The following is a 25,072-nucleotide window of genomic DNA, read 5'->3' as shown; positions in this document are numbered from 1 at the left end:
CGGCGGCAACTGAGCGAATCTCCAGGAGCATAGTTTACTATGTGACGGGAGTGAGTGAAGGCAGCTAACAAAGAGGCGGCTTGAAGGATGAAGTGTAAAACGGAGAGAGAAACTATGTTTGAACCTATGGAACTAACCAACGACGCGGTGATTAAAGTCATCGGCGTCGGTGGCGGCGGCGGTAATGCCGTTGAACACATGGTGCGCGAGCGCATCGAAGGTGTTGAATTCTTCGCGGTGAATACCGACGCTCAGGCGTTGCGTAAGACTGCGGTTGGACAGACCATTCAGATTGGTAGCGGTATTACCAAAGGTCTGGGCGCGGGTGCAAACCCGGAAGTCGGTCGCAATGCGGCTGATGAAGATCGTGAAGCTCTGCGTGCAGCGCTTGACGGCGCAGACATGGTGTTTATCGCAGCAGGCATGGGCGGCGGTACCGGTACCGGTGCAGCGCCAGTGGTTGCTGAAGTAGCAAAAGATTTAGGTATTCTGACCGTTGCTGTCGTGACTAAGCCTTTCAACTTTGAAGGCAAGAAGCGTATGGCATTCGCGGAGCAGGGTATCACCGAGCTGTCCAAACATGTGGACTCTCTGATCACTATCCCGAACGACAAACTGCTGAAAGTATTGGGTCGCGGAATTTCCCTGCTGGACGCGTTTGGCGCAGCGAACGACGTGCTGAAAGGCGCGGTTCAGGGTATCGCTGAGCTGATCACCCGTCCGGGTCTGATGAACGTTGACTTTGCAGACGTGCGCACCGTGATGTCCGAAATGGGTTACGCGATGATGGGTTCTGGCGTGGCGAGCGGTGAAGACCGTGCAGAAGAAGCGGCTGAAATGGCGATCTCTTCTCCGCTGCTGGAAGACATCGATCTGTCCGGTGCACGCGGCGTGCTGGTCAACATCACCGCGGGCTTCGACCTGCGTCTGGATGAGTTCGAAACCGTAGGCAACACCATCCGTGCATTTGCTTCGGATAACGCGACCGTGGTTATCGGTACCTCTCTGGACCCGGATATGAACGACGAGCTGCGCGTCACCGTTGTTGCCACTGGAATTGGTATGGACAAGCGTCCGGAAATCACTCTGGTGACCAACAAGCAGGTACAGCAGCCGGTAATGGATCGTTACCAGCAGCACGGTATGGCGCCGTTGACGCAAGAGCAGAAACCGGTAGCAAAAGTGGTCAACGACAATACGCCGCAGACCACCAAAGAGCCGGATTATCTGGATATCCCCGCATTCCTGCGTAAGCAAGCTGATTAAGAATTAGCTGGAATTTGGGAATTGTGCCTCTTTGTGCTAAACTGGCCCACCGAATGTATAGTACACTTCGGTTGGATAGGTAATTTGGCGAGATTATACGATGATCAAACAAAGGACTCTTAAACGTATCGTTCAGGCGACTGGCGTCGGTTTGCATACCGGCAAAAAAGTCACCCTGACATTACGCCCTGCGCCGGCCAACACCGGGGTCATCTATCGTCGCACCGACTTGAATCCTCCGGTAGATTTCCCGGCCGATGCCAAATCTGTGCGTGATACCATGCTCTGTACGTGTCTGGTCAATGAGCATGATGTACGGATTTCAACCGTTGAGCACCTCAACGCTGCTCTGGCGGGCTTAGGCATTGATAACATTGTTATTGAGGTTAATGCCCCGGAAATCCCGATCATGGATGGCAGTGCTGCTCCGTTCGTTTACCTGCTGCTTGACGCAGGTATTGAAGAACTGAACTGCGCCAAAAAATTTGTACGCATCAAAGAGACCGTTCGTGTCGAAGATGGCGACAAGTGGGCTGAATTCAAACCGTACAATGGTTTCTCGTTGGACTTTACCATCGACTTTAACCATCCGGCGATTGATTCCAGCACCCAGCGCTATGCGATGAACTTCTCTGCGGATGCGTTTATGCGCCAGATTAGCCGTGCGCGTACTTTCGGCTTCATGCGTGATATCGAATATCTGCAGTCCCGTGGCCTGTGCCTGGGCGGTAGCTTCGATTGTGCCATCGTTGTTGACGATTATCGCGTATTGAACGAAGACGGCCTGCGTTTTGAAGATGAATTCGTTCGTCACAAAATGCTCGACGCGATTGGTGACTTGTTCATGTGTGGTCACAACATTATTGGTGCATTCACCGCGTATAAATCCGGTCATGCATTGAATAATAAATTGTTGCAGGCTGTCCTGGCAAAACAGGAAGCTTGGGAATTTGTGACCTTCCAGGACGATGCAGAACTGCCGCTGGCGTTCAAAGCACCTTCGACCGTACTGGCATAACGACACCCGTTGTCGCAAAATTCGACTGGTAAATCTGGTACTCTCTCCGGCCAGGTAAGCCAGTCGTTTTTTTTATATACTCACTAACGCAGCCTTTCTCAACGCAAACTTTTCCCTGCCGTAACGTTAAAATAGTGTGCGATCGCTGCTTTGTTGAGCATATTTTCCCATGGCGGGTTGTCATTACTGCTGTGGAGCGGTCGCTTTAATGATAAGATCCGTGCGCAAAAATCGTTTTGAATTTATAACCCCAAATGCAGGGTATATCAGGTGGCAAAAACGTGAGTGGAATACTGACGCGCTGGCGACAGTTAGGCAGACGGTACTTCTGGCCGCATCTCTTATTGGGGATGGTCGCGGCGAGTTTTGGCCTGCCCGCGATCGGTAATGCCGCTGAACCGAATACCCCCGCCAAGGCGACCACCCGTAATCACGATCAATCAGCTAAGGTCAACTTTAGCCAATTGGCGTTGCTGGAGGCGAGCAATCGTCGCCCGAATTTTACCGTCGATTACTGGCATCAGCATGCTATTCGTACGGTTATCCGCCACCTTTCTTTTGCCATGGCGCCTCAGGCGTTACCCGTTGCCGAAGATCCATTGCCGAATCAGGCACATCATCTTGCTTTACTGAATACGCTCAGCGCGATGCTGACGCAGGAAGGCAACCCGCCGGCGACCGTAAGTCGCGTGACGTATGCCCATTTTACTTCTCAAGCCGCGTTTAGCGTTCCTGTCTGGATAAGCCAGCTGCAGGGGATCCGCGCCGGTCCTCAACGCCTCAGCTAAAAAAGAACCTTCCAACTATAATTTTTGACTCCGCGCTGCGGGGCGTTTGAGATTTTATTATGCTAATCAAATTATTAACGAAAGTATTCGGTAGTCGTAACGAACGTACACTGCGTCGTATGCGCAAAGTGGTCAACGTCATCAATGCCATGGAACCGGAGATGGAAAAACTCTCCGATGATGAACTGAAAGCGAAGACCGCTGAATTCCGCGCGCGTCTGGAAAAAGGCGCGACCGTTGAGAGCCTGATCCCTGAAGCATTCGCGGTGGTACGTGAAGCGAGTAAACGCGTATTTGGCATGCGTCACTTCGACGTGCAGCTGCTGGGCGGTATGGTGCTCAACGAGCGCTGCATCGCTGAGATGCGTACCGGTGAAGGTAAAACGCTGACCGCGACGCTGCCGGCATACCTGAACGCGTTAAGCGGTAAAGGCGTACACGTTGTGACCGTCAACGACTATCTGGCACAGCGTGATGCCGAGAATAACCGCCCACTGTTCGAATTCCTCGGTATGACCGTAGGGATCAACATGTCTGGCCTGCCCGCGCCTGCTAAGCGTGAAGCCTATGCCGCCGATATCACCTACGGTACCAACAACGAATACGGTTTTGACTACCTGCGCGACAACATGGCGTTTAGCCCGGAAGAGCGCGTTCAACGTAAACTGCACTATGCGCTGGTGGATGAAGTTGACTCCATCCTGATCGATGAAGCGCGTACGCCGCTGATCATTTCCGGCCCGGCTGAAGACAGCTCGGAAATGTATAAAAAAGTGAACAAAATTATCCCGCATCTGGTGCGTCAGGAGAAAGACGATTCTGACTCCTTCCAGGGCGAAGGCCACTTCTCTGTCGATGAGAAGGCGCGTCAGGTGAACCTGACCGAACGAGGTCTGGTACTGATCGAAGAACTGCTGGTGAATGAAGGCATCATGGATGAAGGCGAGTCACTGTACTCTCCGGGCAACATTATGCTGATGCATCACGTAACCGCCGCGCTGCGCGCGCACGTACTGTTCACCCGCGACGTTGACTACATTGTGAAAGACGGCGAAGTTATCATCGTCGACGAACACACCGGACGTACCATGCAGGGGCGTCGCTGGTCTGATGGTCTGCACCAGGCTGTTGAAGCGAAAGAAGGCGTGGATATCCAGAATGAAAACCAGACGCTGGCATCCATCACCTTCCAGAACTACTTCCGTTTGTACGAAAAACTGGCCGGTATGACCGGTACAGCGGATACCGAAGCGTTTGAGTTCAGCTCTATCTACAAACTGGATACCGTTGTCGTGCCGACCAACCGTCCGATGATCCGTAAGGATTTACCGGATCTGGTGTACATGACTGAAGCGGAAAAAATTCAGGCTATTATTGAAGATATTAAAGAGCGTACCGCTAACGGTCAGCCGGTGCTGGTGGGGACTATCTCCATCGAAAAATCTGAAGTGGTTTCTAACGAGCTAACCAAAGCCGGTATTAAGCACAACGTGCTGAATGCCAAGTTCCACGCCAACGAAGCGGCGATCGTTGCACAGGCGGGTTATCCGTCAGCCGTGACCATCGCCACCAACATGGCGGGTCGTGGTACGGATATCGTGCTGGGCGGGAGCTGGCAGGCAGAAGTTGCCGAGCTGGAGAACCCGACCGAAGAGCAAATCGCGCAGATTAAAGCCGACTGGCAGGTGCGTCACGATGCGGTATTAGCCTCCGGTGGTTTACACATCATTGGTACCGAACGTCACGAATCTCGTCGTATCGATAACCAGCTGCGCGGCCGTTCTGGCCGTCAGGGGGATGCGGGTTCTTCTCGTTTCTACCTGTCGATGGAAGATGCGTTGATGCGTATTTTTGCCTCTGACCGTGTGTCAGGAATGATGCGTAAACTGGGCATGAAGCCGGGCGAAGCGATCGAGCACCCGTGGGTAACCAAAGCCATCGCCAACGCGCAGCGTAAAGTAGAAAGCCGCAACTTCGATATTCGTAAACAGCTGCTGGAATACGATGACGTTGCCAACGATCAGCGTCGCGCCATCTACACCCAGCGTAACGAACTGCTGGATGTGACTGACGTTAGCGAAACTATCAACAGCATCCGTGAAGACGTCTTCAAAGCTACTATTGATGCCTATATTCCGCCTCAGTCGCTGGAAGAGATGTGGGATATTCCGGGTCTGCAGGAACGTTTGAAAAACGACTTCGACCTCGAAATGCCAATTTCAGAGTGGCTGGATAAAGAGCCTGAACTGCACGAAGAGACGCTGCGTGAACGTATTCTGGCCAACGCTATTGAAGTGTATCAGCGTAAAGAAGAGGTTGTGGGCGCGGAGATGATGCGTCACTTCGAAAAAGGCGTGATGCTGCAAACTCTCGATTCCCTGTGGAAAGAGCACCTGGCAGCAATGGACTACCTGCGTCAGGGTATTCACCTGCGTGGTTATGCGCAGAAAGATCCGAAGCAGGAATACAAGCGTGAATCCTTCTCTATGTTTGCATCGATGCTGGAGTCGCTGAAATATGAAGTGATCAGTACTCTGAGCAAAGTTCAGGTGCGTATGCCTGAAGAAGTCGAAGCAATGGAGCAGCAGCGTCGCGAAGATGCTGAGCGTTTAGCGCAGATGCAGCAACTGAGCCACAAAGATGATGAATCTGCTGTAGCAGAGGAGCTGGCAGCACAGACCGGCGATCGTAAAGTCGGTCGTAACGATCCGTGCCCTTGCGGTTCCGGTAAAAAATTCAAGCAGTGCCATGGTCGACTGAGCTAAGAAAGTAACTCACTGAAAAGGCGCAGAATTCTGCGCCTTTTTTATGGATAAACAAAATGAAAATACTGCAAATTGCCGTTGGGATTATTCGTAATCAGCAGAATGAGATTTTTATTACTCAGCGGGCTGCGGATGCCCACATGGCGAATAAGCTGGAATTCCCCGGTGGCAAAATTGAAGCTGGCGAAACCCCTGAGCAGGCGCTGATTCGAGAGCTACAGGAAGAAGTCGGGATTACACCCGTTCATAGTACGCTGTTCGAAAAGCTGGAGTACGCGTTCCCGGACCGACACATCACGCTGTGGTTCTGGCTGGTCGACAGCTGGGAAGGTGATCCATGGGGTAAAGAGGGGCAACCGGCGCAGTGGATTGCGCAGTCAGCACTGAATGTAGAGGATTTTCCGCCGGCCAATGAACCGGTGATTAACAAGCTGATTGCGGGATAATGAACGGTATTCGTAGGCCTGATAAGCGCAGCGTCATCAGGCAGTATGGCATAAAAATGCCGGATGCGGCGTTGCCTTATCCGGCCTACGCTTTAGCAGAATTACTTCTGCTCTTCACTCCAGTCATCGCTTTCTGATAAGTCGCCGGAGCTGGGAATACGCTTCTCTTCTGCGGCCCATTCGCCCAAATCGATTAACTGACAGCGTTTACAGCAAAATGGGCGAAACGGACTCACGTCTCCCCAGACGACGGGTTTACCACAGGTTGGGCAGTTGACGATGGTTTGTTCAGACATGTTTACTCCTTAACAGCACGCCAGGTCAAAATCGAGGCGTTCTGGTACCTGGCCATTTTCGCTATCCAGCGGCATAAAACGAATGGCAAAACGGCTCTTATGACCGGATATCTGCGGGTAGAGTTGTGAATCAAGCGGCAGATGCAAACGTAGCAAATCCGCATCGTCACCGTTATCCTGGTAAAAACCGTTTAGGCTAGTTTGCTTACGGAACGGTGCCGAATTACGGATTAAATCCAGAACCAACGTCAGCGCCTGAGTCAGTGGATTCAGGCTGGCAAGCCAGTTTTCAACCTGCGCATCTCGCTGCGACTGAGGCAGATGCAGCCAGATATGCAGAGTTGGCAAATCAAAACTGCAGCATCCACCAGGAATACTTAAACGCTGGCGTACAAGACCAATCAGGCGATCTTCACGTAGCGTTTGTCCAATACGCGGGGCCGAAATCAAAACGCTACCTGCGCTTTTTAACTGCTGGCGCAGGGCATCTATTCTGCTTTGATCGACGCCGGGAACTTCAACCCAGGCCTGAAGTTTACGCTGTTGTCGTTCCAGTTCCTTGAGGAGTTCGGTACGGACTTCGCCGCGTTCAAATACATCCAGTAAATCCCCAATATTTCTAAAAAAATGCAGTGCGCCTGCATAATCGGCAATGGGTAAGTTAACGGAGAGTTGCTGGGTCAGAAACTCAATGCGCAGCCATGTACGCATCTTCTCATTGAGAGGGTGTTCAAAAAGGACCTGGGTGTGCATTACGGTTTTTCCTGTGAGACAAACTGCGACGCGCAGTGCAAATAGCGCGCGTGCAGGCGGGCGACATCCGAGGCGATGGCATCCGGTGCGCCATTATTATCAATAACATCGTCAGCCACGGCAAGACGCGCTTCACGCGTTGCCTGGGCTGCCAAAATCTGTTCAACATGCTCGCGCGTGACATCATCACGCTGCATGGTTCGTCTGAGCTGGGTCTCGGGAGTAACATCGACCACGAGTACGCGATTCGCCTTTTTGTACAGCGCGTTTTCCACCAGTAGGGGGACAACCCATAACACATAAGGGGAGGTCGCTTGCTGAAACTGGCGCTGAGTTTCCTGTTGAATCAGCGGATGGAGCAGGGCGTTCAGCCAGGATTTTTCATCAGGATGAGAAAAAATACGTTCGCGTAAAATTCGCCGTTGCAACGTGCCATCTGCGGCGATGAGTTCACTGCCAAAATGTTCAGCAATCGCGTTAAGGGCAGGCGTACCGGGCTCAACGACCTGACGCGCAATAATATCGGCATCAATCACGTTTATTCCGAGGTCTGCGAACGCATTGGCAACGGTACTTTTACCACTGCCAATACCGCCCGTTAAGGCTACCGTATACCTCATAGATCCGGATCCTGGAGTTTAAGTTTGATTATCAAACAGTTAAAAGTTAAGCATGCGAAGACGAGGCTGCTGCAGGATTAACCTACTCTGCGCCAGGTAAATTTATGGGATTGTAGCGTAAAAAAAGAGAATTTCGCAGTCTTGCGCGGTATTGATTAGTGCGTATGATAGCGTCACTGGAGTTGTGAGTTTCGATTTTTCGCCATTAACCCCAGGAATCCGCACATGCGTATCGAAGAAGATCTGAAGTTAGGTTTCAAAGACGTTCTTATCCGCCCTAAGCGTTCTACTCTCAAAAGCCGTTCCGATGTTGAGCTGGAACGTCAATTTACCTTTAAACATTCAGGTCAGACATGGTCCGGCGTGCCAATCATCGCCGCAAATATGGACACTGTCGGGACGTTTGCCATGGCAACCGCGCTTGCCTCTTTCGACATTTTGACTGCTGTACATAAACACTATTCCGTAGAAGACTGGTCTGCTTTCGTTGCGAATTCATCTGCTGATGTCATCAAACACGTGATGGTTTCGACCGGTACGTCTGACACCGATTTCGAAAAAACCAAACAAATTCTGGCGCAGAATCCTGCGCTGAACTTCATTTGCATTGATGTGGCAAATGGCTACTCAGAGCATTTCGTTCAGTTTGTGTCGAAAGCACGTGTTGCGTGGCCGACGAAAACAATCTGTGCCGGTAACGTGGTGACCGGTGAGATGTGTGAAGAACTGGTACTTTCTGGTGCGGATATCGTCAAAGTCGGCATTGGTCCGGGCTCTGTTTGTACCACTCGCGTAAAAACTGGCGTGGGCTATCCACAGCTGTCTGCGGTTATCGAATGTGCAGATGCTGCACACGGTCTGGGCGGTATGATTGTCAGCGATGGTGGCTGCACGATGCCGGGTGATGTGGCAAAAGCGTTTGGCGGCGGTGCTGACTTCGTGATGCTGGGCGGTATGCTGGCCGGTCACGAAGAAAGCGGCGGTAAAGTGGTGGAAGAGAACGGTGAGAAATTCATGCTGTTCTACGGTATGAGCTCTGAATCTGCCATGACGCGTCACGTGGGCGGGGTTGCCCAATACCGTGCTGCAGAAGGTAAAACCGTTAAGCTACCGCTGCGCGGTCCGGTTGAGAATACCGCCCGTGATATCCTCGGCGGTCTGCGTTCTGCCTGCACTTACGTAGGCGCGTCTCGTCTGAAAGAGTTGACCAAGCGTACAACCTTTATTCGTGTACAAGAACAAGAAAACCGTATTTTCAATAGCCTGTAAGAACCGGTAGCACGCTGTAAAATGCCTGATGGCGCTCAGCTTATCAGGCCTACGCTCATGATTTTCGTAGGCCGGATAAGGCGTTTACGCCGCCATCCGGCATCTGAATTTATCCCATTCCGCTCATTGCATCTCCCAGATGAAAAATCGGTAAATACATCGCCACTACCAGTGTGCCAATAATTAATCCCGTAATCACAAGTAATGCAGGCTCAAGCAGCGCAGCCAGATTCTCAGCCTGAGACATCGTGTTTTCGCTATGATGCCGGGCCAAATTATGCAGCATTGCATCCAGCGAGCCGGAGGCCTCACCGGTTCTCACCAGTTGCAAGCACAATGGACTAAATTCTCCGGCATTTTGCAGCGCCAGCCAGACTGGCTTTCCGGCACTGATGTCCTGGTGTACCTGCGCTAATCGTTGCGACCAGAAAGGGCAGGCGAGGGTTTCCGCTACGCTCTCCAGACCTTGTAGAAAGGGAATGCCCGCGTTTTGCGTCAACGCCAGGACGGTGAAGATCTGCGTGAGCCTTTGGCCCCTGACCAGCGGTCCCAGAACAGGACAACGCAGCAATAAACGCTGACGTAGAATAAGCCAGGATGGTTTTTTCTGTATCAGGCTATATGTCACACCCAGTGTCAGGCCGAATAGCCCGATCATCCATCCCCATCGACTGCTGTAATGGGCGAGGGTCATAATCCCCTGCGTTAATGCCGGTAACGGGGTGTTGAACGTACGATAGATGGCGGCAAATTCAGGCAGTATAAAATGCAGCATTGCGAAGACGACCATTACAGCCATGGTGAGAATAATCACTGGATAACGCAGTGCTTTTTTAACTTTATCGGTCAGCTGCTGCTGTTGTTTCTGCTGTCGGGCCAGTTCGAAACAGCAGACGTCCAGTTTGCCGGTAAGCTCTCCGGTGCGGATCATCGCCTGGTAAAGAGGCGGAAAAACGTGTTGCCAACGCGACAGCGAGGTGGAGAGTGAAATACCTTGTTCCATGTCGTAAGCCAGCGAGCGCAGCAGCGCCTGCCACTGGCTGCTGGGCTGCTGTTCGGCAAGCAGGGTTAATCCGTCGGACAGCGTCAACCCTGCTTTCAGCAATGTAGCTAGCTGGTGTATGACTTCCGTGCTTCGTTCTCGACGCCAGTGCGAGGTTTTAACTCGCAGGCTCTTGATTCGAATTGGCGTAATGTGCAGTTGTTGCAGTGCAAAGACCAGCGAGGGGCGATCGTCCGACCATAGTGCACCTTCTGCTGGCTGACCCTGAGCATTTATGCCCTGCCATTGCCAGAGTTGCTTAGCGGGCATGGGGCATGCCCAGTACGCGAATGAGCTCTTCAAACGTCGTCAACCCTTGTTCAACAGCCTGACATCCGTTTTCGAAAAGCGAATTCATTCCCGCCTGCCGGGCATCGGACTCCACTCCGTCAGCAGTGGTACCGTTAGCGATAAGCTGGCGTACTGTGGGCGTGACGGGCAGAACTTCAAACAGCGCCGTGCGGCCATAAAATCCCCGATAGCAGTGTTCGCAGCCTGGAGCCTGCCAGCGCGGAAGCGGCGTGGGCCAGAACGATGCTGGCAGCGTGACCGGGACATCAAGACGTCGCCGACAATGAGGGCACAGCTTTCTGACTAATCGCTGGGCAATAACCAGCGTCAGCGCGGAGGCGACCATCCAGCGGGCGACGCCCATTTGCTGCAGGCGTATCAGTGTTTCACTGGTGGAGTTGGTATGCAGCGTTGAAAGAACCAGATGGCCGGTTTGCGCGGCTTTAAGGGCGATCTCTGCCGTCTCGCCGTCGCGGATTTCACCCACCATGATAACGTCTGGATCCTGGCGCAGCAGTGCGCGTAACACGCCCTGAAACGTCAGGCCTGCGCGCGGGTGAATTTGCGTTTGATTTACCCCTTCAATCGGGATCTCTACCGGATCTTCCACGCTACACAGATTCACCTCGGGGGTATTTCGAGTTTGTAGCGCACTATAAAGCGTGACCGTTTTGCCGCTTCCAGTAGGACCGGTGACCAGGATCAGCCCTTGAGGCTGCTGTAAGGCTTGCGCAAAGGCGGCCAGCTGCACGTCCTGCATACCCAGCGCGTTAATTTCCAGCGCCTGCTCAACCTGATGCAGCAGGCGCAACACCACTTTTTCGCCGTAGCGACAGGGGAGTGTCGCAATGCGAAATGAGATTGGGGCACCTGAAATCTCAACGGTAAACTGCCCATCCTGCGGCAGTCGGTGCTCGGCTATGTCCAGACTGGCCAGCACTTTTAACCTTGCGGTAAGCGCGATACCCATCTCCGTTTGCACCTCAGGTAAGGTGTGCAGTACGCCGTCTATGCGTAGCCGTATCCGATAGCGATGTTGTGCGGGCTCAATGTGAATATCAGATGCCCGTTTTGCCAGCGCGGATTGTAGCGTCTGTGTGAGTAATTCTGCTGCGGTCGCGCTGCTTTCAGGGATGACCGCTGGCAGCATTTGCCGCGGTTTGTGCGCATGTCCTTCCATTTGCTGGCGCGTCCAACACACGATGTCGATGCGTCGGGTAGTGGCAAAATGCAGAGCATCCAGCAATTCGTGGGAAGGCGCATCTACGACGGCGATGTGAACCACGTCATTGTCTGCATCCAGTAATATTCCTTGATAGCGTTGGCACAGTGCCGTCAGTTGCGTGGTATTCATCTCTGTTCCTTAGTTGGCATCAAAGCGGAAAACGTCTTCACAGGCCTGCTGCAAAGCACTGTCATTTTGGATATTGCAGCTCCGGCTCCAGCCGGTAATACCGTTGGCATTGTCCCAGTTGGGCGCCAGGGTCACGCTCAGGCCGTTGAGGCTTTCCTGCCCGGTGAGGCTGACGACGCCTTTTTCGACGCTCATGCCGGAGACATAGCGCGTGGTGGCAGGAGAGGGAATACCATTGGCCCCGGCATCACAGGTATCCGTACCACCATGCTCCAGCGCGCAGAGCTCGACAGCCGTGCGATAGGGGACAAAGGTTTGCAGCATGTCGATCAGTGCCGCCTTACGTAGATAGTTCTGATAAGCCGGAATACCGATGGCACTGAGAATGGCAATGATGCCAATGACCACCATCAGTTCGATAAGCGTGAAGCCTCGTTGCTTGTCCATCGTTCGCTCCTTGAGTTAGCTGGCGCTACTGTGGCAAACGCTTGGGGTCACGGCGAGAGAGAAAAAATAGAACGGGAAGGTAGGTTCAGAGCGTTTTTACGGAATTACAGAATCAGACAACGTATTTGCGAGGGAGCGCGAAGAAACGGCCGAATGGCGGCGTAGATGCTTTATCCGGCTGGGGTTGTAGGCCCGATAAGCGAAGCGCCATCGGGCATTACCATGAGCAATTAACGAAAACGCATGGAGAGATCGAGCGCGCGCACATGCTTGGTCAGAGCACCAACGGAGATGAAATCCACGCCGGTTTCGGCAAATTCACGCAGCGTTTCATAGGTGACGTTTCCTGAAACCTCCAGACGCGCCTGGCCGTTGGTCCGTTTTACCGCTTCGCGCATTTGGTCGGTCTCGAAATTGTCGAGCATGATGATGTCCGCCCCGGCTTTCAGCGCGTCGTCCAGTTCATCCAGACTTTCCACTTCCACTTCAACAGGAACGTCCGGATGCAGCCAGAAGGCTTTCTCTACGGCCTGACGCACCGAGCCAGAGGCAATAATGTGATTTTCTTTAATCAGGAAAGCGTCAGAAAGTCCCAGACGGTGATTCGCGCCACCGCCGCACAGCACGGCATATTTTAGCGCGGTACGTAGCCCCGGCAGAGTTTTACGCGTATCCAGCAGCTGCGTCTTTGTCCCTGTCAGCAGGTCGACGTAGCGGCGTACTTCACTGGCGACGCCGGACAACGTCTGCACAAAGTTAAGGGCGGTGCGTTCGCCGGTCAGCAATACGCGGGAGGGACCGTCCAGTTCAAACAATGGCTGATTCGCTTTAATGCTGTCGCCATCTTCAACGTGCCAGCTGATTTTTACATCATCGCCAGCAAGTTGAATAAAGACCTCTTCCACCCAACGTTTTCCACAAAAAACGCCCTCTTCGCGGGTAATCACGGTGGCGTGGGAGCGCATATCCTCTGGCAAAAGTTGTGCAGTGATATCGTTCCTGGCATCAACGTCGCCGCCTAAATCTTCACGCAGCGCCTGAGCGACAGCGGCAGGGATATCCAGGTTGATGCGTTCCAACAGCGCGTCACGTCGGGAGTCAGGGTTATAGCGGCGAGGCGGCATGATAAAACTCCAAATAGCTAACGAATCATAAGAGAGAAACATGCTACCCTGAACCCGATATGAGCACCACCAATAAGGAGATTATGCATGTTGTTAGACAAGGGTTGGCTGACTGAGGCGCGACGCGTTCCTTCTCCCCATTATGATTGCCGCCCGGATGACGAAAACCCTTCTTTGCTGGTGGTGCATAATATCAGCCTGCCACCCGGTGAATTTGGTGGTCCGTGGATCGACGCGTTATTCACGGGAACAATTGATCCTAACGCCCATCCTTTTTTTGCTGAAATCGCCCATTTGCGCGTTTCGGCCCATTGTCTGATTCGGCGCGATGGTGAAATCGTCCAGTATGTCCCTTTTGATAAACGTGCCTGGCATGCGGGCGTGTCGAACTATCAGGGACGTGAGCGTTGTAATGATTTTTCGATCGGTATTGAGCTGGAAGGGACGGATACGCTGGCCTATACCGATGCGCAGTACCAGCAGTTGGCGGCCGTAACACATGTCCTGATTCAGCGTTATCCGGCGATTGCCAATAACATAACCGGGCATTGCAATATTGCGCCCGAGCGCAAGACCGATCCTGGCGCGTCTTTTGACTGGGAAAAGTTTCGTGCTCTGGTCACCCCCTCGTCACGCAAGGAGATGACATGACGCTGTTTACAACATTACTGGTGCTGATTGTCGAGCGCCTGTTTAAGCTGGGTGAACACTGGCAGCTCGATCACCGAACGGAAGTCCTTTTTCGCCGGATTAAGCATTTTTCTATGGCCCGCACTCTCGGCATGACGATGATAGCGATGGGGGTGACATTCCTGCTGCTGCGCGCGCTGCATGGACTGCTGTTTAACGTCCCGCTGCTGGTGGTGTGGATCTTAATTGGCGTGCTGTGCATTGGCGCGGGCAAGATACGCCTGCATTATCATGCGTACCTGAATGCGGCGTCGCGTAATGATGCCCACGCTCGTGAGGCGATGGCCAGCGAGTTAACGCTTATCCATGGCGTCCCGCCGGAGTGCAATGAGCGGGAGTATTTGCGCGAGCTGCAAAATGCGCTGTTATGGAATAACTTTCGCTTTTATCTGGCACCGCTATTCTGGCTGATTGTCGGTGGCGCGTGGGGACCGGTGACGCTGGTTGGCTATGCTTTTTTACGTGCATGGCAGTCCTGGCTGGCACGCTATCAGACACCTCATCAGCGTTTGCAGTCGGGAATTGATGCGATCCTGCATGTGCTGGACTGGATCCCGGTGCGTCTGGCGGGCGTGGTCTATGCACTGTTAGGACACGGTGAGAAGGCGCTGCCCGCGTGGTTTGCTTCGCTTGCGGATCTGCATACCTCGCAGTATCAGGTGTTAACGCGCCTGGCGCAGTTCTCGCTGGCGCGCGAACCGCACACCGATAAAGTTGACACGCCGAAAGCAGCCGTGGCGCTGGCAAAAAAAACGTCGTTTGTGGTGGTGGTGATTATTGCGTTACTGACCATTTATGGAACATTAGTATAGCGTTATGCCGGATGGTGCTAACGCGTATCCGGCCTACACCATATGTAAGCCCGGTAAGCGCAGCAGCGCCACCGGGCAAACATTTTAAAGCGTATCGGCAGGCGGGATGCCAAAATCCGGCATGCCGTTTTCGTCCCAGCGCACAAGCTTTAAACGCGTATGACGGTTGGGATCGTACAGCGGGTCGCCCTCAATTTCGGTGTAATTCCTTGCATGGTACACCAGCACATCTTCCCCTTCCGGCGTTTGCGTAAAACTATTGTGCCCCGGTCCGAACTGGCGATTTTCATAGCTGGTGGTAAAGACTGGACGCGGAGATTTGTGCCAGTTTTCCGGGTTTAGCGGGTCAGCACTGAGATCAATCCACAGTAACCCCATGCAGTAGTTTTCGTCGGTCGCGCTGGCGGAATAGCTGACGAACAGTTTGTCGTCGTGCACCATCACGGCAGGGCCTTCGTTGACCCAAAAGCCGCGACACTCCCAGTCATATTCTGGATGGCTGAGCATCACCGGCTCGCCTTTAATCGTCCACGGATTTTCCAGTTCCGCGAGATAAATATTGGAGTTCCCGGCGATATCGGGTGATTTTTGCGCCCACAGATACCACTGCTTTCCCTGGTGGTGAAAGGTCGTGGCATCCAGCGAGAAAGTATCAAACTGCGTTTTAATCTGGCCTTTTTCTGCCCACGAGCCGGTCAATGGGTCGGCATCTGCACACTCGAGGGCGAACATGCGGTGCTGGAACATTCCCAGTTTGTCGAGCGCCTGCGTGTATGTGGCAGCAAAATAGATGTACCACTTGCCGGCAATATGATGGATCTCCGGTGCCCAGATCAATTCGCTCATCGGGCCGCTGTCTGGTTTGCGCCAGACAACCACCGGATCGGCGGTGCGTAGCCCTTCCAGGGAGCCAGCCCGACGGATCTCCAGACGATCGTATTCCGGCACCGAAGCAATGAAATAATAGTGGCTGCCGTCACGGAGAATAAACGGATCGGCGCGCTGTTCGATAAAGGGGTTAGGCCACTGATTCATCAGGCTTTCCTTACGTGTTCAGTCGATTTAACGTCATGGTACTCATTCAGTTCACGGTAGTTGGCACGACGTTTTTCCAGGTCTGACTGGATTTGCTGCATAAATTCGCGGTCAACTTTCAGCAGGCGAACTACGCCTGCGGTAATCAGATAACCGACGCCCGGAATAATAGTGAACAGCAGCATAATACCGTTAATAGCAGATTCGCTTTGCGCTTTAGCGCCTGCGTCGTAACCGTACCAGGAGAGCAGGAAGCCAACCATCGCTCCGGCAATCGCCAGGCCCAGTTTCAGGAAGAACAGGTTGCCGGAGAAGCTGATCCCGGTGATGCGTTTCCCGGTTTTCCACTCGCCGTAATCATCCACATCGGCCATCAGCGACCAGTGCAGCGGAGAAGGGATCTGATGCAGAATGTTGAGCAGGAAGTAGAGCACCATAATCATCATGGTGGCTTTCGGATCGAAGAAGTAAAACGCGCCGGAGAAAATCGCCAGTACGATATTGGTCCAGAAGAACACTTTCAGTTTACACCAGCGATCGGTTAACACCTTCGCCAGGACACTGCCGATCATCATACCGACAACGCCGAGACTGATAAACAAGGTGGCGAAGTGTGTGCTTTGCTGCATAACCCAGGTGACGTAGTACATGGTGGCGGCCATGCGAATAAAGCCCGGGCAGACGTTGCACAGGGTCAACAACAGGATTTTAACCCACTGATCGTTCTTCCAGACATCTTTTAGGTCAGCTTTTAAATCGTCATTTGTCTGTACAGCAGGGCGTACGCGCTCACGTACCGTCGCGAAGCAAAACAGGAACATGCACATACCAATAAAGGCCAGCACGGCCATCGCCATCTGATAGCCCTTCGCTTTGTCTTCTCCACCGAACCAGTCAGCCATCGGCAGCAGGGTGAGAGAAAGTAGTAGGGTAGCAATGCCCACCAGTACAAAGCGATAAGATTGGCAGGCGACACGTTCTTTCGGGTCGTTGGTAATGACGCTGCCGAGCGAGCAGTAGGGAATGTTGATCGCCGTGTAGGTGATAGACAGCAAGAAGTAGGTGACAAACGCATAGATAACTTTGCTGTTGTACGTCCACTCAGGGGTGGTAAACATCAGCACGCTGAATAATGCGTAGGGGAAAGCCATCCATAAAAGCCATGGACGAAATCGGCCATATTTACTGCGTGTGCGATCGGCCATTGCGCCCATTATTGGGTCCGTTATGGCATCAATAACGCGAACTGAGAGTAATAAAACGCCGACCAGTGCAGGGGCCAGGCCAAATATATCTGTATAAAAATAGTTAACAAACAGCATGATAGCGCCAAATATGATGTTGCATCCGGCGTCGCCCATGCCATAACCGATCTTTTCTCTCACCGACAGTTTACTGGTTTCCATCAACTGCGCTCCATAAATAAGATATGGAGAGAATTATTGTCTGCTGAAGGTGTTTTTGCGTTGCAGGATAGCGCCGCTGATATGGATGAAATAGTCGTCTATGGGAAAGTGTGAGGCAGATAACACCCCCTGCCTTTGCAGGCAGGGGGAGAAAATTAATGCGCTTTAACCGCTCTGGCTGTTTTCTGCTTACACAGATAACCGACGCCAAGAATGGCAATCCACACCGGGATCAGGTAAACGGAGATCGCCATGCCCGGCGTCATCAACATAATTACCAGTACTGCCGCCATGAAAATCAGGCAGATCCAGTTACCCAGCGGGTAGAAAAGCGCCGGGAAGCGGCTGGCGACGCCCTGCTGCTGTTTCGCTTTGCGGAACTTGATGTGCGCAAGGCTGATCATCGCCCAGTTGATCACCAGTGCGGAGACCACCAGAGCCATTAACAAGCCAAATGCAGACTCCGGCGCCAGATAGTTGATTAATACGCACAGCGCGGTGACCAGTGCGGAGACCAGAATGGTGTTCACCGGAACGCCGCGTTTGTCCACGCTCATCAGTGCTTTTGGCGCATTGCCCTGTTGAGCCAGACCGAACAGCATACGGCTGTTGCAATACACGCAGCTGTTATAGACAGACAGGGCGGCGGTCAGCACCACAACGTTCAGTGCGTTGGCCACAAACGTGTCGCCCAGTTCGTGGAAGATAAGGACAAATGGGCTGGTATCTGCCGTTACGCGTGTCCATGGCATCAGGGAGAGCAGGACGGCCAGCGAACCTACATAGAAAATCAGGATACGGTAAATAACCTGGTTGGTCGCTTTCGGGATGCTCTGCTCCGGGTTATCCGCTTCTGCCGCGGTAATACCGACCAGTTCCAGCCCGCCGAAGGAGAACATGATAATCGCCATCATCATCACCAGACCGGTGAAGCCATGCGGCAGGAAGCCACCTTGATCCCACAGGTTGCTGACGCTGGCCTGCGGGCCACCGTTGCCGCTGAACAGCAACCAGCCGCCGAACAGGATCATCGCCACAACCGCAATAACCTTAATAATGGCAAACCAGAATTCCATCTCACCGAACACTTTTACGTTGGTCAGGTTGATGGCGTTGATGGCCACGAAAAAGACGGCGGCAGAGACCCAGGTAGGGATTTCCGGATACCAGAACTGGATGTATTTCCCGACGGCAGTCAGCTCAGCCATGGCAACCAGAACGTACAGCACCCAGTAGTTCCAGCCGGAGGAGAACCCGGCGAAACCACCCCAATACTTATAGGCAAAGTGGCTGAAGGAACCGGCTACCGGCTCTTCAACCACCATTTCACCTAGCTGGCGCATAATTAAAAAGGCGATAAAACCGGCGATAGCATAACCCAGGATAATCCCCGGCCCTGCAGACTGGATAACGGATGCGCTACCGAGGAATAACCCGGTGCCTATCGCGCCACCCAGCGCGATAAGCTGTATATGGCGGTTTTTCAGGCCACGCTTTAGCTGATCGCCATGCTGTTGACTTTCCATCATGAAACCTCGTGTGTGGTTTTACTCTTCATCTTTCGAGTACTTATATTTTGAACCACGCAGTGACGCGTGTGTAAGTTTGCAATTCCGTTTGTTGTATTAATTTGTTTACGGTGGCGCTTAGTAAAATGTTGCCTAAATACTTTTGTCTTGATCAGAATAATGTTATGTGAGCGCGAATGCACCTGCTTTATGAAGGGAGGATGACGAGTTGAATAAAAAGAAACCATTTGTAAGCGCGAGTTTATCTACCACAAAATTTCCATTTTGAATTTTTATTCGTTAATTTTGCTTGATAAATCGATATTTAAGCAGGTGAATCGGTTCAGATGGGATAATTTTTCGTTTCAATTACGTTAAAACTACCTCGTGATGGGTAAATTTAACATTTGTGCATAGTTACATGTTTGAAACGTTATTTCTGTAATGTTGTTAAAATATGCCTCCTTTACTGATTTCAATCAAAACCTGTATGGACAGAAGGTGAATACTTTGTTACTTTAGCGTCAAGAACATGAAATTGGTAAGACCAATTGACTCCGGGCAAATGGCTTAAGACAGGAAATCATGGCCTACAGCAAAATCCGCCAACCAAAACTCTCCGATGTGATTGAGCAGCAGCTGGAGTTTTTAATTCTTGAGGGGACACTTCGCCCCGGAGAAAAACTCCCACCGGAACGTGAACTGGCAAAACAGTTCGACGTCTCCCGTCCCTCCTTGCGCGAGGCGATCCAACGTCTCGAAGCGAAGGGTTTGCTGCTTCGTCGTCAGGGCGGTGGCACTTTTGTTCAGAGCAGCCTGTGGCAGAGCTTTAGCGACCCACTGGTAGAGTTGCTCTCCGACCATCCTGAATCCCAGTTTGACCTGCTTGAGACGCGCCATGCGCTGGAAGGTATTGCTGCTTATTACGCCGCACTACGCAGCACGGATGAAGATAAAACGCGTATCCGTGAACTCCACCATGCGATCGAGCTTGCTCAACAGTCCGGCGATCTTGACGGCGAATCTGATGCGGTTCTCCAGTATCAAATTGCTGTCACCGAAGCGGCGCACAATGTGGTACTGCTCCATTTACTCCGCTGTATGGAGCCGATGCTGGCCCAGAACGTTCGTCAAAACTTTGAATTGCTGTATTCGCGTCGGGATATGCTGCCGTTGGTAAGCAGTCACCGTACGCGTATTTTTGAAGCGATTATCGCCGGGAAGCCGGAAGAGGCACGCGAAGCGTCCCACCGTCACCTGGCGTTTATCGAAGAAATTCTCCTGGACCGAAGCCGTGAGGAAAGCCGTCGTGAACGCGCCTTACGCCGCCTGGAGCAACGAAAGAATTAGTGATTTTTCTGGCAGCTAGTTAACCAGAAGATGTTGTAAATCAAGCGCGAACCAAAAGCGCGGCAACTAAACGCAGAACCTGTCTTATTACGCTCTCTGGCGAGAACGTAATGGGACAGGTTCCAGATAACTCAACGTATTAGATAGATAAGGAATACCCCCATGTCAGAACGTTTCCCAAATGACGTGGATCCGATCGAAACTCGCGACTGGCTACAGGCGATCGAATCGGTCATCCGTGAAGAAGGTGTTGAGCGTGCTCAGTATCTGATCGACCAACTGCTTTCAGAAGCCCGCAAAGGCGGCGTGAAAGTAGCGGCAGGTACAGGGGCCAGCAATTATGTAAACACTATTGCCGTTGAAGATGAGCCGGAATACCCGGGCAATCTGGAGCTGGAACGTCGTATTCGTTCTGCTATCCGCTGGAACGCCATCATGACCGTACTGCGTGCGTCTAAAAAGGACCTCGAGCTGGGTGGCCACATGGCATCCTTCCAGTCCTCCGCAACGGTCTATGATGTGTGCTTCAACCATTTCTTCCGTGCACGCAATGAGCAGGATGGCGGCGACCTGATTTACTTCCAGGGCCACATCTCTCCGGGCATCTATGCTCGTGCATTCCTGGAAGGTCGTCTGACTGAAGAGCAGATGAACAACTTCCGTCAGGAAGTTCATGGCAAAGGCCTGTCTTCCTATCCGCACCCGAAACTGATGCCGGAATTCTGGCAGTTCCCGACCGTATCCATGGGTCTGGGTCCAATCGGTGCTATCTACCAGGCTAAATTCCTGAAGTATCTGGAACACCGTGGCCTGAAAGATACCTCTAAGCAGACCGTTTATGCCTTCCTGGGCGACGGCGAGATGGATGAGCCAGAATCTAAAGGCGCTATCACCATCGCGACCCGTGAAAAACTGGACAACCTGGTCTTTGTTATCAACTGTAACCTGCAGCGTCTTGACGGCCCGGTCACCGGTAACGGCAAGATTGTTAACGAACTGGAAGGCATCTTCGCAGGTGCTGGCTGGAACGTTATCAAAGTCATGTGGGGCGGTCGTTGGGATGAGCTGCTGCGTAAAGACACCAGCGGTAAACTGATCCAGCTGATGAACGAAACCGTTGACGGCGACTACCAGACCTTCAAATCCAAAGACGGCGCGTATGTTCGTGAGCACTTCTTCGGTAAATACCCGGAAACTGCAGCCCTGGTTGCTGACTGGACTGACGAGCAGATTTGGGCGCTGAACCGTGGCGGTCACGATCCGAAGAAAGTTTACGCTGCACTGAAAAAAGCGCAGGAAACCAAAGACAAAGCAACTGTAATCCTCGCCCATACCATCAAAGGTTACGGCATGGGTGACACCGCCGAAGGTAAAAACATCGCTCACCAGGTTAAGAAAATGAACATGGACGGCGTGCGTTACATCCGCGACCGTTTCAACGTTCCAGTTACCGATGAGCAGGTTGAAAACCTGTCTTACATTACCTTCCCGGAAGGTTCTGAAGAGCATACCTATCTGCACGCTCAGCGTCAGAAACTGCACGGCTACCTGCCGGCTCGTCAGCCTAACTTCACTGAGAAGCTGGAGCTGCCGGCGCTGGAAGACTTCGGTGCGCTGCTGGAAGAGCAGAACAAAGAAATCTCCACCACTATCGCTTTCGTTCGTGCCCTGAACGTGATGCTGAAGAACAAGTCGATCAAAGATCGTCTGGTGCCGATCATCGCCGATGAAGCACGTACTTTCGGTATGGAAGGTCTGTTCCGTCAGATTGGTATCTACAGCCCGAACGGCCAGCAGTACACCCCGCAGGACCGTGAGCAGGTTGCTTACTACAAAGAAGACGAAAAAGGTCAGATCCTGCAGGAAGGTATCAACGAACTGGGTGCTGGTGCATCCTGGCTGGCGGCTGCGACCTCTTACAGCACCAACGATCTGCCGATGATCCCGTTCTACATCTACTACTCCATGTTCGGGTTCCAGCGTATCGGTGACCTGTGCTGGCAGGCGGGTGACCAGCAGGCGCGCGGCTTCCTGATCGGTGGTACTTCCGGTCGTACGACGCTGAACGGTGAAGGTCTGCAGCACGAAGATGGCCACAGCCATATTCAGTCTCTGACTATCCCGAACTGTATCTCTTACGATCCGTCTTACGCGTACGAAGTTGCGGTCATCATGCACGATGGTCTGGAGCGCATGTACGGTGAGAAACAAGAGAACGTTTACTACTACATCACCACGCTGAACGAAAACTACCACATGCCGGCAATGCCAGCAGGTGCCGAGGAAGGTATCCGTAAAGGTATCTACAAACTCGAAACCCTCGAAGGTAAGAAAGGTAAAGTTCAGCTGCTGGGCTCCGGTTCTATCCTGCGTCACGTGCGTGAAGCAGCGCAGATCCTGGCGAACGACTACGGCGTAGGTTCTGACGTGTATAGCGTCACTTCCTTCACTGAACTGGCGCGTGATGGCCAGGATTGTGAGCGCTGGAACATGCTGCATCCGCTGGAAACTCCGCGCGTTCCGTACATCGCTCAGGTGATGAACGACGCACCGGCTGTAGCATCTACTGACTATATGAAACTGTTTGCCGAACAGGTTCGTACTTATGTACCGGCTGATGATTATCGCGTACTGGGTACTGACGGCTTCGGTCGCTCTGACAGCCGTGAAAACCTGCGTCACCACTTCGAAGTTGATGCTTCCTATGTGGTTGTAGCGGCACTGGGCGAACTGGCTAAACGTGGCGAAATCGATAAGAAAGTGGTTGCAGACGCAATCATCAAATTCAACATCGATGCAGATAAAGTTAACCCGCGTCTGGCGTAAGAGGTAAAAGAAACATGGCTATCGAAATCAATGTACCGGACATCGGGGCTGATGAAGTTGAAATCACCGAGATCCTGGTCAAAGTGGGCGACAAAGTTGAAGCTGAACAGTCGCTGATCACCGTAGAAGGCGACAAAGCCTCTATGGAAGTTCCGTCCCCTCAGGCGGGTATCGTTAAAGAGATCAAAGTCTCTGTTGGCGACAAAACTGAGACCGGCAAACTGATCATGATTTTCGATTCCGCCGACGGTGCAGCAACTGCTGCACCTGCTCCGGCAGAAGAGAAGCAAGCAGCCGCTCCGGCAGCTGCACCTGCTGCGGCAGCAGCGAAAGACGTACACGTACCGGACATCGGCGGCGACGAAGTTGAAGTCACCGAGATTATGGTCAAAGTCGGCGACACCGTTGCGGCTGAGCAGTCTCTGATCACCGTAGAAGGCGACAAAGCCTCGATGGAAGTCCCGGCACCGTTCGCGGGTACCGTGAAAGAGATCAAAATCAACACCGGCGACAAAGTGTCTACTGGCTCCCTGATTATGGTCTTCGAAGTCGCTGGCGCAGCGCCAGCCGCGGCACCAGCTCAGGCTGCTGCACCGGCAGCCGCAGCGGCTCCGGCAGCGTCTGGCTCTAAAGAAGTTAACGTACCGGACATCGGCGGTGATGAAGTTGAAGTCACTGAAGTGATGGTCAAAGTGGGCGATAAAATTGCCGCTGAGCAGTCACTGATCACCGTTGAAGGTGACAAAGCCTCGATGGAAGTGCCGGCACCGTTCGCAGGTACCGTGAAAGAAATCAAAATCAGCACCGGCGATAAAGTGAAAACCGGTTCTCTGATTATGGTCTTCGAAGTTGAAGGCGCGGCACCGGCTGCGGCCCCTGCGCAAGCGGCTGCTCCGGCTCAGGCCGCAGCACCTGCACCTGCCGCAGCTCCGGCTCCGGCAGCAAAAGCTGAAGGCAAATCTGACTTCGCAGAAAACGACGCTTACGTCCACGCTACTCCGCTGATTCGTCGTCTGGCGCGCGAATTCGGTGTGAACCTGGCGAAAGTTAAAGGGTCTGGCCGTAAAGGTCGTATCCTGCGCGAAGACGTTCAGGCTTACGTGAAAGACGCGGTTAAACGCGCTGAAGCAGCTCCGGCTGCAGCAGCAGGCGGCGGTATCCCGGGCATGCTGCCTTGGCCGAAAGTGGACTTCAGCAAGTTTGGTGAAATCGAAGAAGTGGAACTGGGTCGCATCCAGAAAATCTCTGGCGCTAACCTGAGCCGTAACTGGGTGATGATCCCGCACGTTACCCACTTCGATAAAACCGATATCACCGATCTGGAAGCGTTCCGTAAACAGCAGAACGCCGAAGCTGAGAAGCGTAAACTGGATGTGAAATTCACCCCAGTAGTCTTCATCATGAAAGCGGTCGCAGCGGCTCTCGAGCAGATGCCACGCTTCAACAGCTCCCTGTCCGAAGATGGCCAGAAGCTGACGCTGAAGAAATACATCAACATCGGTGTTGCGGTCGATACGCCAAATGGTCTGGTTGTTCCGGTCTTTAAAGATGTGAACAAGAAGAGCATTACCGAGCTGTCTCGTGAACTGACGGTGATCTCTAAGAAAGCGCGTGATGGTAAGCTGACGGCTGGCGAAATGCAGGGCGGTTGCTTCACTATCTCCAGCATCGGCGGCCTGGGGACTACCCACTTCGCACCGATTGTGAACGCGCCTGAAGTGGCTATCCTTGGCGTGTCCAAGTCGGCTATTGAACCGGTGTGGAATGGTAAAGAGTTTACTCCGCGTCTGATGATGCCGATTTCTCTCTCCTTTGACCACCGCGTGATTGACGGTGCTGATGGTGCTCGTTTCATTACCATCATCAACAACACGCTGTCTGACATTCGCCGTCTGGTGATGTAAGCGAAAAAGCCGGCCCGACGGCCGGCTTTTTTCTGGTAATCTCATGAAGTCAGTGAGGTTAT

At 52.8% G+C, this 25,072-nt stretch carries 21 protein-coding genes; 11 read left to right on the top strand and 10 right to left on the bottom strand.

Features of this window, described 5'->3' with window-relative positions; all coding sequences use genetic code 11:
* The first annotated feature begins 114 nt into the window (after positions 1–114).
* From ftsZ to mutT, 5 genes are all read left to right on the top strand, one after another.
* On the top strand, positions 115–1,266 hold the full coding sequence (gene ftsZ, locus QNN86_RS13110; RefSeq protein ID WP_003018753.1) for a cell division protein FtsZ: 1,152 nt from the start codon (positions 115–117) through the stop codon (positions 1,264–1,266).
* Between the two features lie 100 nt (positions 1,267–1,366).
* Positions 1,367–2,284 (top strand): UDP-3-O-acyl-N-acetylglucosamine deacetylase, encoded by a 918-nt coding sequence (gene lpxC, locus QNN86_RS13105; RefSeq protein ID WP_045439825.1) that lies wholly within the window; start codon positions 1,367–1,369, stop codon positions 2,282–2,284.
* A 281-nt stretch (positions 2,285–2,565) separates the two neighbouring features.
* Entirely contained in the window at positions 2,566–3,072 is a 507-nt protein-coding gene (secM, locus tag QNN86_RS13100) for a secA translation cis-regulator SecM (RefSeq protein ID WP_115259455.1), read from the top strand.
* 59 nt (positions 3,073–3,131) lie between these two features.
* Positions 3,132–5,837, top strand: a complete 2,706-nt coding sequence (gene secA, locus QNN86_RS13095) for a preprotein translocase subunit SecA (protein ID WP_181618649.1) — start codon at positions 3,132–3,134, stop codon at positions 5,835–5,837.
* A gap of 56 nt (positions 5,838–5,893) precedes the next feature.
* Positions 5,894–6,283, top strand: coding sequence for an 8-oxo-dGTP diphosphatase MutT (mutT, locus tag QNN86_RS13090; RefSeq protein WP_181618650.1), 390 nt, complete (start codon positions 5,894–5,896; stop codon positions 6,281–6,283).
* A 101-nt stretch (positions 6,284–6,384) separates the two neighbouring features.
* On the opposite strand, the gene yacG is transcribed toward mutT, so the two are convergent.
* Genes yacG through coaE form a run of 3 tightly spaced genes read right to left on the bottom strand, consistent with a single transcriptional unit; the run spans position 6,385 to position 7,952 of the window.
* Entirely contained in the window at positions 6,385–6,579 is a 195-nt protein-coding gene (gene yacG, locus QNN86_RS13085) for a DNA gyrase inhibitor YacG (protein WP_115259452.1), read from the bottom strand.
* A 9-nt stretch (positions 6,580–6,588) separates the two neighbouring features.
* A complete protein-coding gene (zapD, locus tag QNN86_RS13080) occupies positions 6,589–7,332 on the bottom strand; it encodes a cell division protein ZapD (RefSeq protein ID WP_096758294.1) in 744 nt (247 codons plus the stop codon).
* Entirely contained in the window at positions 7,332–7,952 is a 621-nt protein-coding gene (gene coaE / locus QNN86_RS13075) for a dephospho-CoA kinase (protein WP_181618651.1), read from the bottom strand. The genes zapD and coaE overlap by 1 nt, the downstream gene beginning before the upstream one ends.
* Before the next feature lie 225 nt (positions 7,953–8,177).
* On the opposite strand from coaE, the gene QNN86_RS13070 reads away from it, so the two are divergent.
* Positions 8,178–9,221, top strand: a complete 1,044-nt coding sequence (locus QNN86_RS13070; protein ID WP_181618652.1) for a GMP reductase — start codon at positions 8,178–8,180, stop codon at positions 9,219–9,221.
* A gap of 109 nt (positions 9,222–9,330) precedes the next feature.
* On the opposite strand, the gene hofC is transcribed toward QNN86_RS13070, so the two are convergent.
* From hofC to nadC, 4 genes are all read right to left on the bottom strand, one after another.
* A complete protein-coding gene (gene hofC / locus QNN86_RS13065; protein ID WP_414211232.1) occupies positions 9,331–10,533 on the bottom strand; it encodes a protein transport protein HofC in 1,203 nt (400 codons plus the stop codon).
* Positions 10,523–11,908 carry a type II secretion system protein GspE gene (gene gspE, locus QNN86_RS13060; protein WP_414211231.1) on the bottom strand — a complete coding sequence of 462 codons (1,386 nt, stop codon included), beginning with the start codon at positions 11,906–11,908 and terminating at the stop codon, positions 10,523–10,525. Before gspE ends, hofC begins: the two co-directional genes overlap by 11 nt.
* A gap of 9 nt (positions 11,909–11,917) precedes the next feature.
* Positions 11,918–12,355: a prepilin peptidase-dependent pilin gene (gene ppdD / locus QNN86_RS13055; RefSeq protein WP_414211230.1), complete on the bottom strand. Its 438-nt coding sequence runs from the start codon at positions 12,353–12,355 to the stop codon at positions 11,918–11,920.
* A 230-nt stretch (positions 12,356–12,585) separates the two neighbouring features.
* Positions 12,586–13,479, bottom strand: coding sequence for a carboxylating nicotinate-nucleotide diphosphorylase (gene nadC, locus QNN86_RS13050; RefSeq protein ID WP_115259996.1), 894 nt, complete (start codon positions 13,477–13,479; stop codon positions 12,586–12,588).
* An 87-nt stretch (positions 13,480–13,566) separates the two neighbouring features.
* Here nadC and ampD point away from each other — a divergent pair, with 87 nt between their 5' ends.
* Positions 13,567–14,130 (top strand): 1,6-anhydro-N-acetylmuramyl-L-alanine amidase AmpD, encoded by a 564-nt coding sequence (gene ampD / locus QNN86_RS13045; RefSeq protein WP_181618657.1) that lies wholly within the window; start codon positions 13,567–13,569, stop codon positions 14,128–14,130.
* Positions 14,127–14,981, top strand: a complete 855-nt coding sequence (gene ampE / locus QNN86_RS13040) for a beta-lactamase regulator AmpE (RefSeq protein WP_181618658.1) — start codon at positions 14,127–14,129, stop codon at positions 14,979–14,981. The genes ampD and ampE overlap by 4 nt, the downstream gene beginning before the upstream one ends.
* A gap of 84 nt (positions 14,982–15,065) precedes the next feature.
* On the opposite strand, the gene QNN86_RS13035 is transcribed toward ampE, so the two are convergent.
* The 3 genes from QNN86_RS13035 to aroP all read right to left on the bottom strand — a co-directional run bounded on the left by QNN86_RS13035 (position 15,066) and on the right by aroP (position 18,951).
* Positions 15,066–16,016, bottom strand: a complete 951-nt coding sequence (locus QNN86_RS13035; protein ID WP_182270434.1) for a family 43 glycosylhydrolase — start codon at positions 16,014–16,016, stop codon at positions 15,066–15,068.
* Entirely contained in the window at positions 16,016–17,422 is a 1,407-nt protein-coding gene (locus tag QNN86_RS13030) for a glycoside-pentoside-hexuronide (GPH):cation symporter (protein WP_181618660.1), read from the bottom strand. Before QNN86_RS13030 ends, QNN86_RS13035 begins: the two co-directional genes overlap by 1 nt.
* 155 nt (positions 17,423–17,577) lie before the next feature.
* On the bottom strand, positions 17,578–18,951 hold the full coding sequence (gene aroP / locus QNN86_RS13025) for an aromatic amino acid transporter AroP (RefSeq protein WP_182270432.1): 1,374 nt from the start codon (positions 18,949–18,951) through the stop codon (positions 17,578–17,580).
* Positions 18,952–19,515: 564 nt separating this feature from the next.
* On the opposite strand from aroP, the gene pdhR reads away from it, so the two are divergent.
* From pdhR to aceF, 3 genes are all read left to right on the top strand, one after another.
* On the top strand, positions 19,516–20,280 hold the full coding sequence (pdhR, locus tag QNN86_RS13020; RefSeq protein WP_096758283.1) for a pyruvate dehydrogenase complex transcriptional repressor PdhR: 765 nt from the start codon (positions 19,516–19,518) through the stop codon (positions 20,278–20,280).
* 162 nt (positions 20,281–20,442) lie between these two features.
* The gene (aceE, locus tag QNN86_RS13015; RefSeq protein ID WP_414211229.1) at positions 20,443–23,106 is read left to right on the top strand and encodes a pyruvate dehydrogenase (acetyl-transferring), homodimeric type; all 2,664 of its coding nucleotides are present in this window, start codon (positions 20,443–20,445) and stop codon (positions 23,104–23,106) included.
* 14 nt (positions 23,107–23,120) lie between these two features.
* A complete protein-coding gene (gene aceF, locus QNN86_RS13010) occupies positions 23,121–25,010 on the top strand; it encodes a pyruvate dehydrogenase complex dihydrolipoyllysine-residue acetyltransferase (protein WP_414211228.1) in 1,890 nt (629 codons plus the stop codon).
* The last annotated feature ends 62 nt before the right edge of the window (positions 25,011–25,072 follow it).

The sequence above is a fragment of the Citrobacter sp. C348 genome (genome assembly GCF_047467975.1).
GTDB lineage: Bacteria > Pseudomonadota > Gammaproteobacteria > Enterobacterales > Enterobacteriaceae > Citrobacter > Citrobacter gillenii.
Note: the sequence above shows the minus strand (reverse complement) of the source record. Positions and strands in the feature narration are given on the sequence as shown.

What these genes read in the sequence shown, in the direction of transcription:
- ftsZ (WP_003018753.1), top strand. Translation starts at nt 115, where the DNA reads ATGTTTGAACCTATGGAACTAACCAACGACGCGGTGATTAAAGTCATC.
- lpxC (WP_045439825.1), top strand. Translation starts at nt 1,367, where the DNA reads ATGATCAAACAAAGGACTCTTAAACGTATCGTTCAGGCGACTGGCGTC.
- secA (WP_181618649.1), top strand. Translation starts at nt 3,132, where the DNA reads ATGCTAATCAAATTATTAACGAAAGTATTCGGTAGTCGTAACGAACGT.
- mutT (WP_181618650.1), top strand. Translation starts at nt 5,894, where the DNA reads ATGAAAATACTGCAAATTGCCGTTGGGATTATTCGTAATCAGCAGAAT.
- yacG (WP_115259452.1), bottom strand. Translation starts at nt 6,579, where the DNA reads ATGTCTGAACAAACCATCGTCAACTGCCCAACCTGTGGTAAACCCGTC.
- zapD (WP_096758294.1), bottom strand. Translation starts at nt 7,332, where the DNA reads ATGCACACCCAGGTCCTTTTTGAACACCCTCTCAATGAGAAGATGCGT.
- coaE (WP_181618651.1), bottom strand. Translation starts at nt 7,952, where the DNA reads ATGAGGTATACGGTAGCCTTAACGGGCGGTATTGGCAGTGGTAAAAGT.
- QNN86_RS13070 (WP_181618652.1), top strand. Translation starts at nt 8,178, where the DNA reads ATGCGTATCGAAGAAGATCTGAAGTTAGGTTTCAAAGACGTTCTTATC.
- hofC (WP_414211232.1), bottom strand. Translation starts at nt 10,533, where the DNA reads ATGCCCGCTAAGCAACTCTGGCAATGGCAGGGCATAAATGCTCAGGGT.
- gspE (WP_414211231.1), bottom strand. Translation starts at nt 11,908, where the DNA reads ATGAATACCACGCAACTGACGGCACTGTGCCAACGCTATCAAGGAATA.
- ppdD (WP_414211230.1), bottom strand. Translation starts at nt 12,355, where the DNA reads ATGGACAAGCAACGAGGCTTCACGCTTATCGAACTGATGGTGGTCATT.
- nadC (WP_115259996.1), bottom strand. Translation starts at nt 13,479, where the DNA reads ATGCCGCCTCGCCGCTATAACCCTGACTCCCGACGTGACGCGCTGTTG.
- ampD (WP_181618657.1), top strand. Translation starts at nt 13,567, where the DNA reads ATGTTGTTAGACAAGGGTTGGCTGACTGAGGCGCGACGCGTTCCTTCT.
- ampE (WP_181618658.1), top strand. Translation starts at nt 14,127, where the DNA reads ATGACGCTGTTTACAACATTACTGGTGCTGATTGTCGAGCGCCTGTTT.
- QNN86_RS13035 (WP_182270434.1), bottom strand. Translation starts at nt 16,016, where the DNA reads ATGAATCAGTGGCCTAACCCCTTTATCGAACAGCGCGCCGATCCGTTT.
- QNN86_RS13030 (WP_181618660.1), bottom strand. Translation starts at nt 17,422, where the DNA reads ATGGAAACCAGTAAACTGTCGGTGAGAGAAAAGATCGGTTATGGCATG.
- aroP (WP_182270432.1), bottom strand. Translation starts at nt 18,951, where the DNA reads ATGATGGAAAGTCAACAGCATGGCGATCAGCTAAAGCGTGGCCTGAAA.
- pdhR (WP_096758283.1), top strand. Translation starts at nt 19,516, where the DNA reads ATGGCCTACAGCAAAATCCGCCAACCAAAACTCTCCGATGTGATTGAG.
- aceE (WP_414211229.1), top strand. Translation starts at nt 20,443, where the DNA reads ATGTCAGAACGTTTCCCAAATGACGTGGATCCGATCGAAACTCGCGAC.
- aceF (WP_414211228.1), top strand. Translation starts at nt 23,121, where the DNA reads ATGGCTATCGAAATCAATGTACCGGACATCGGGGCTGATGAAGTTGAA.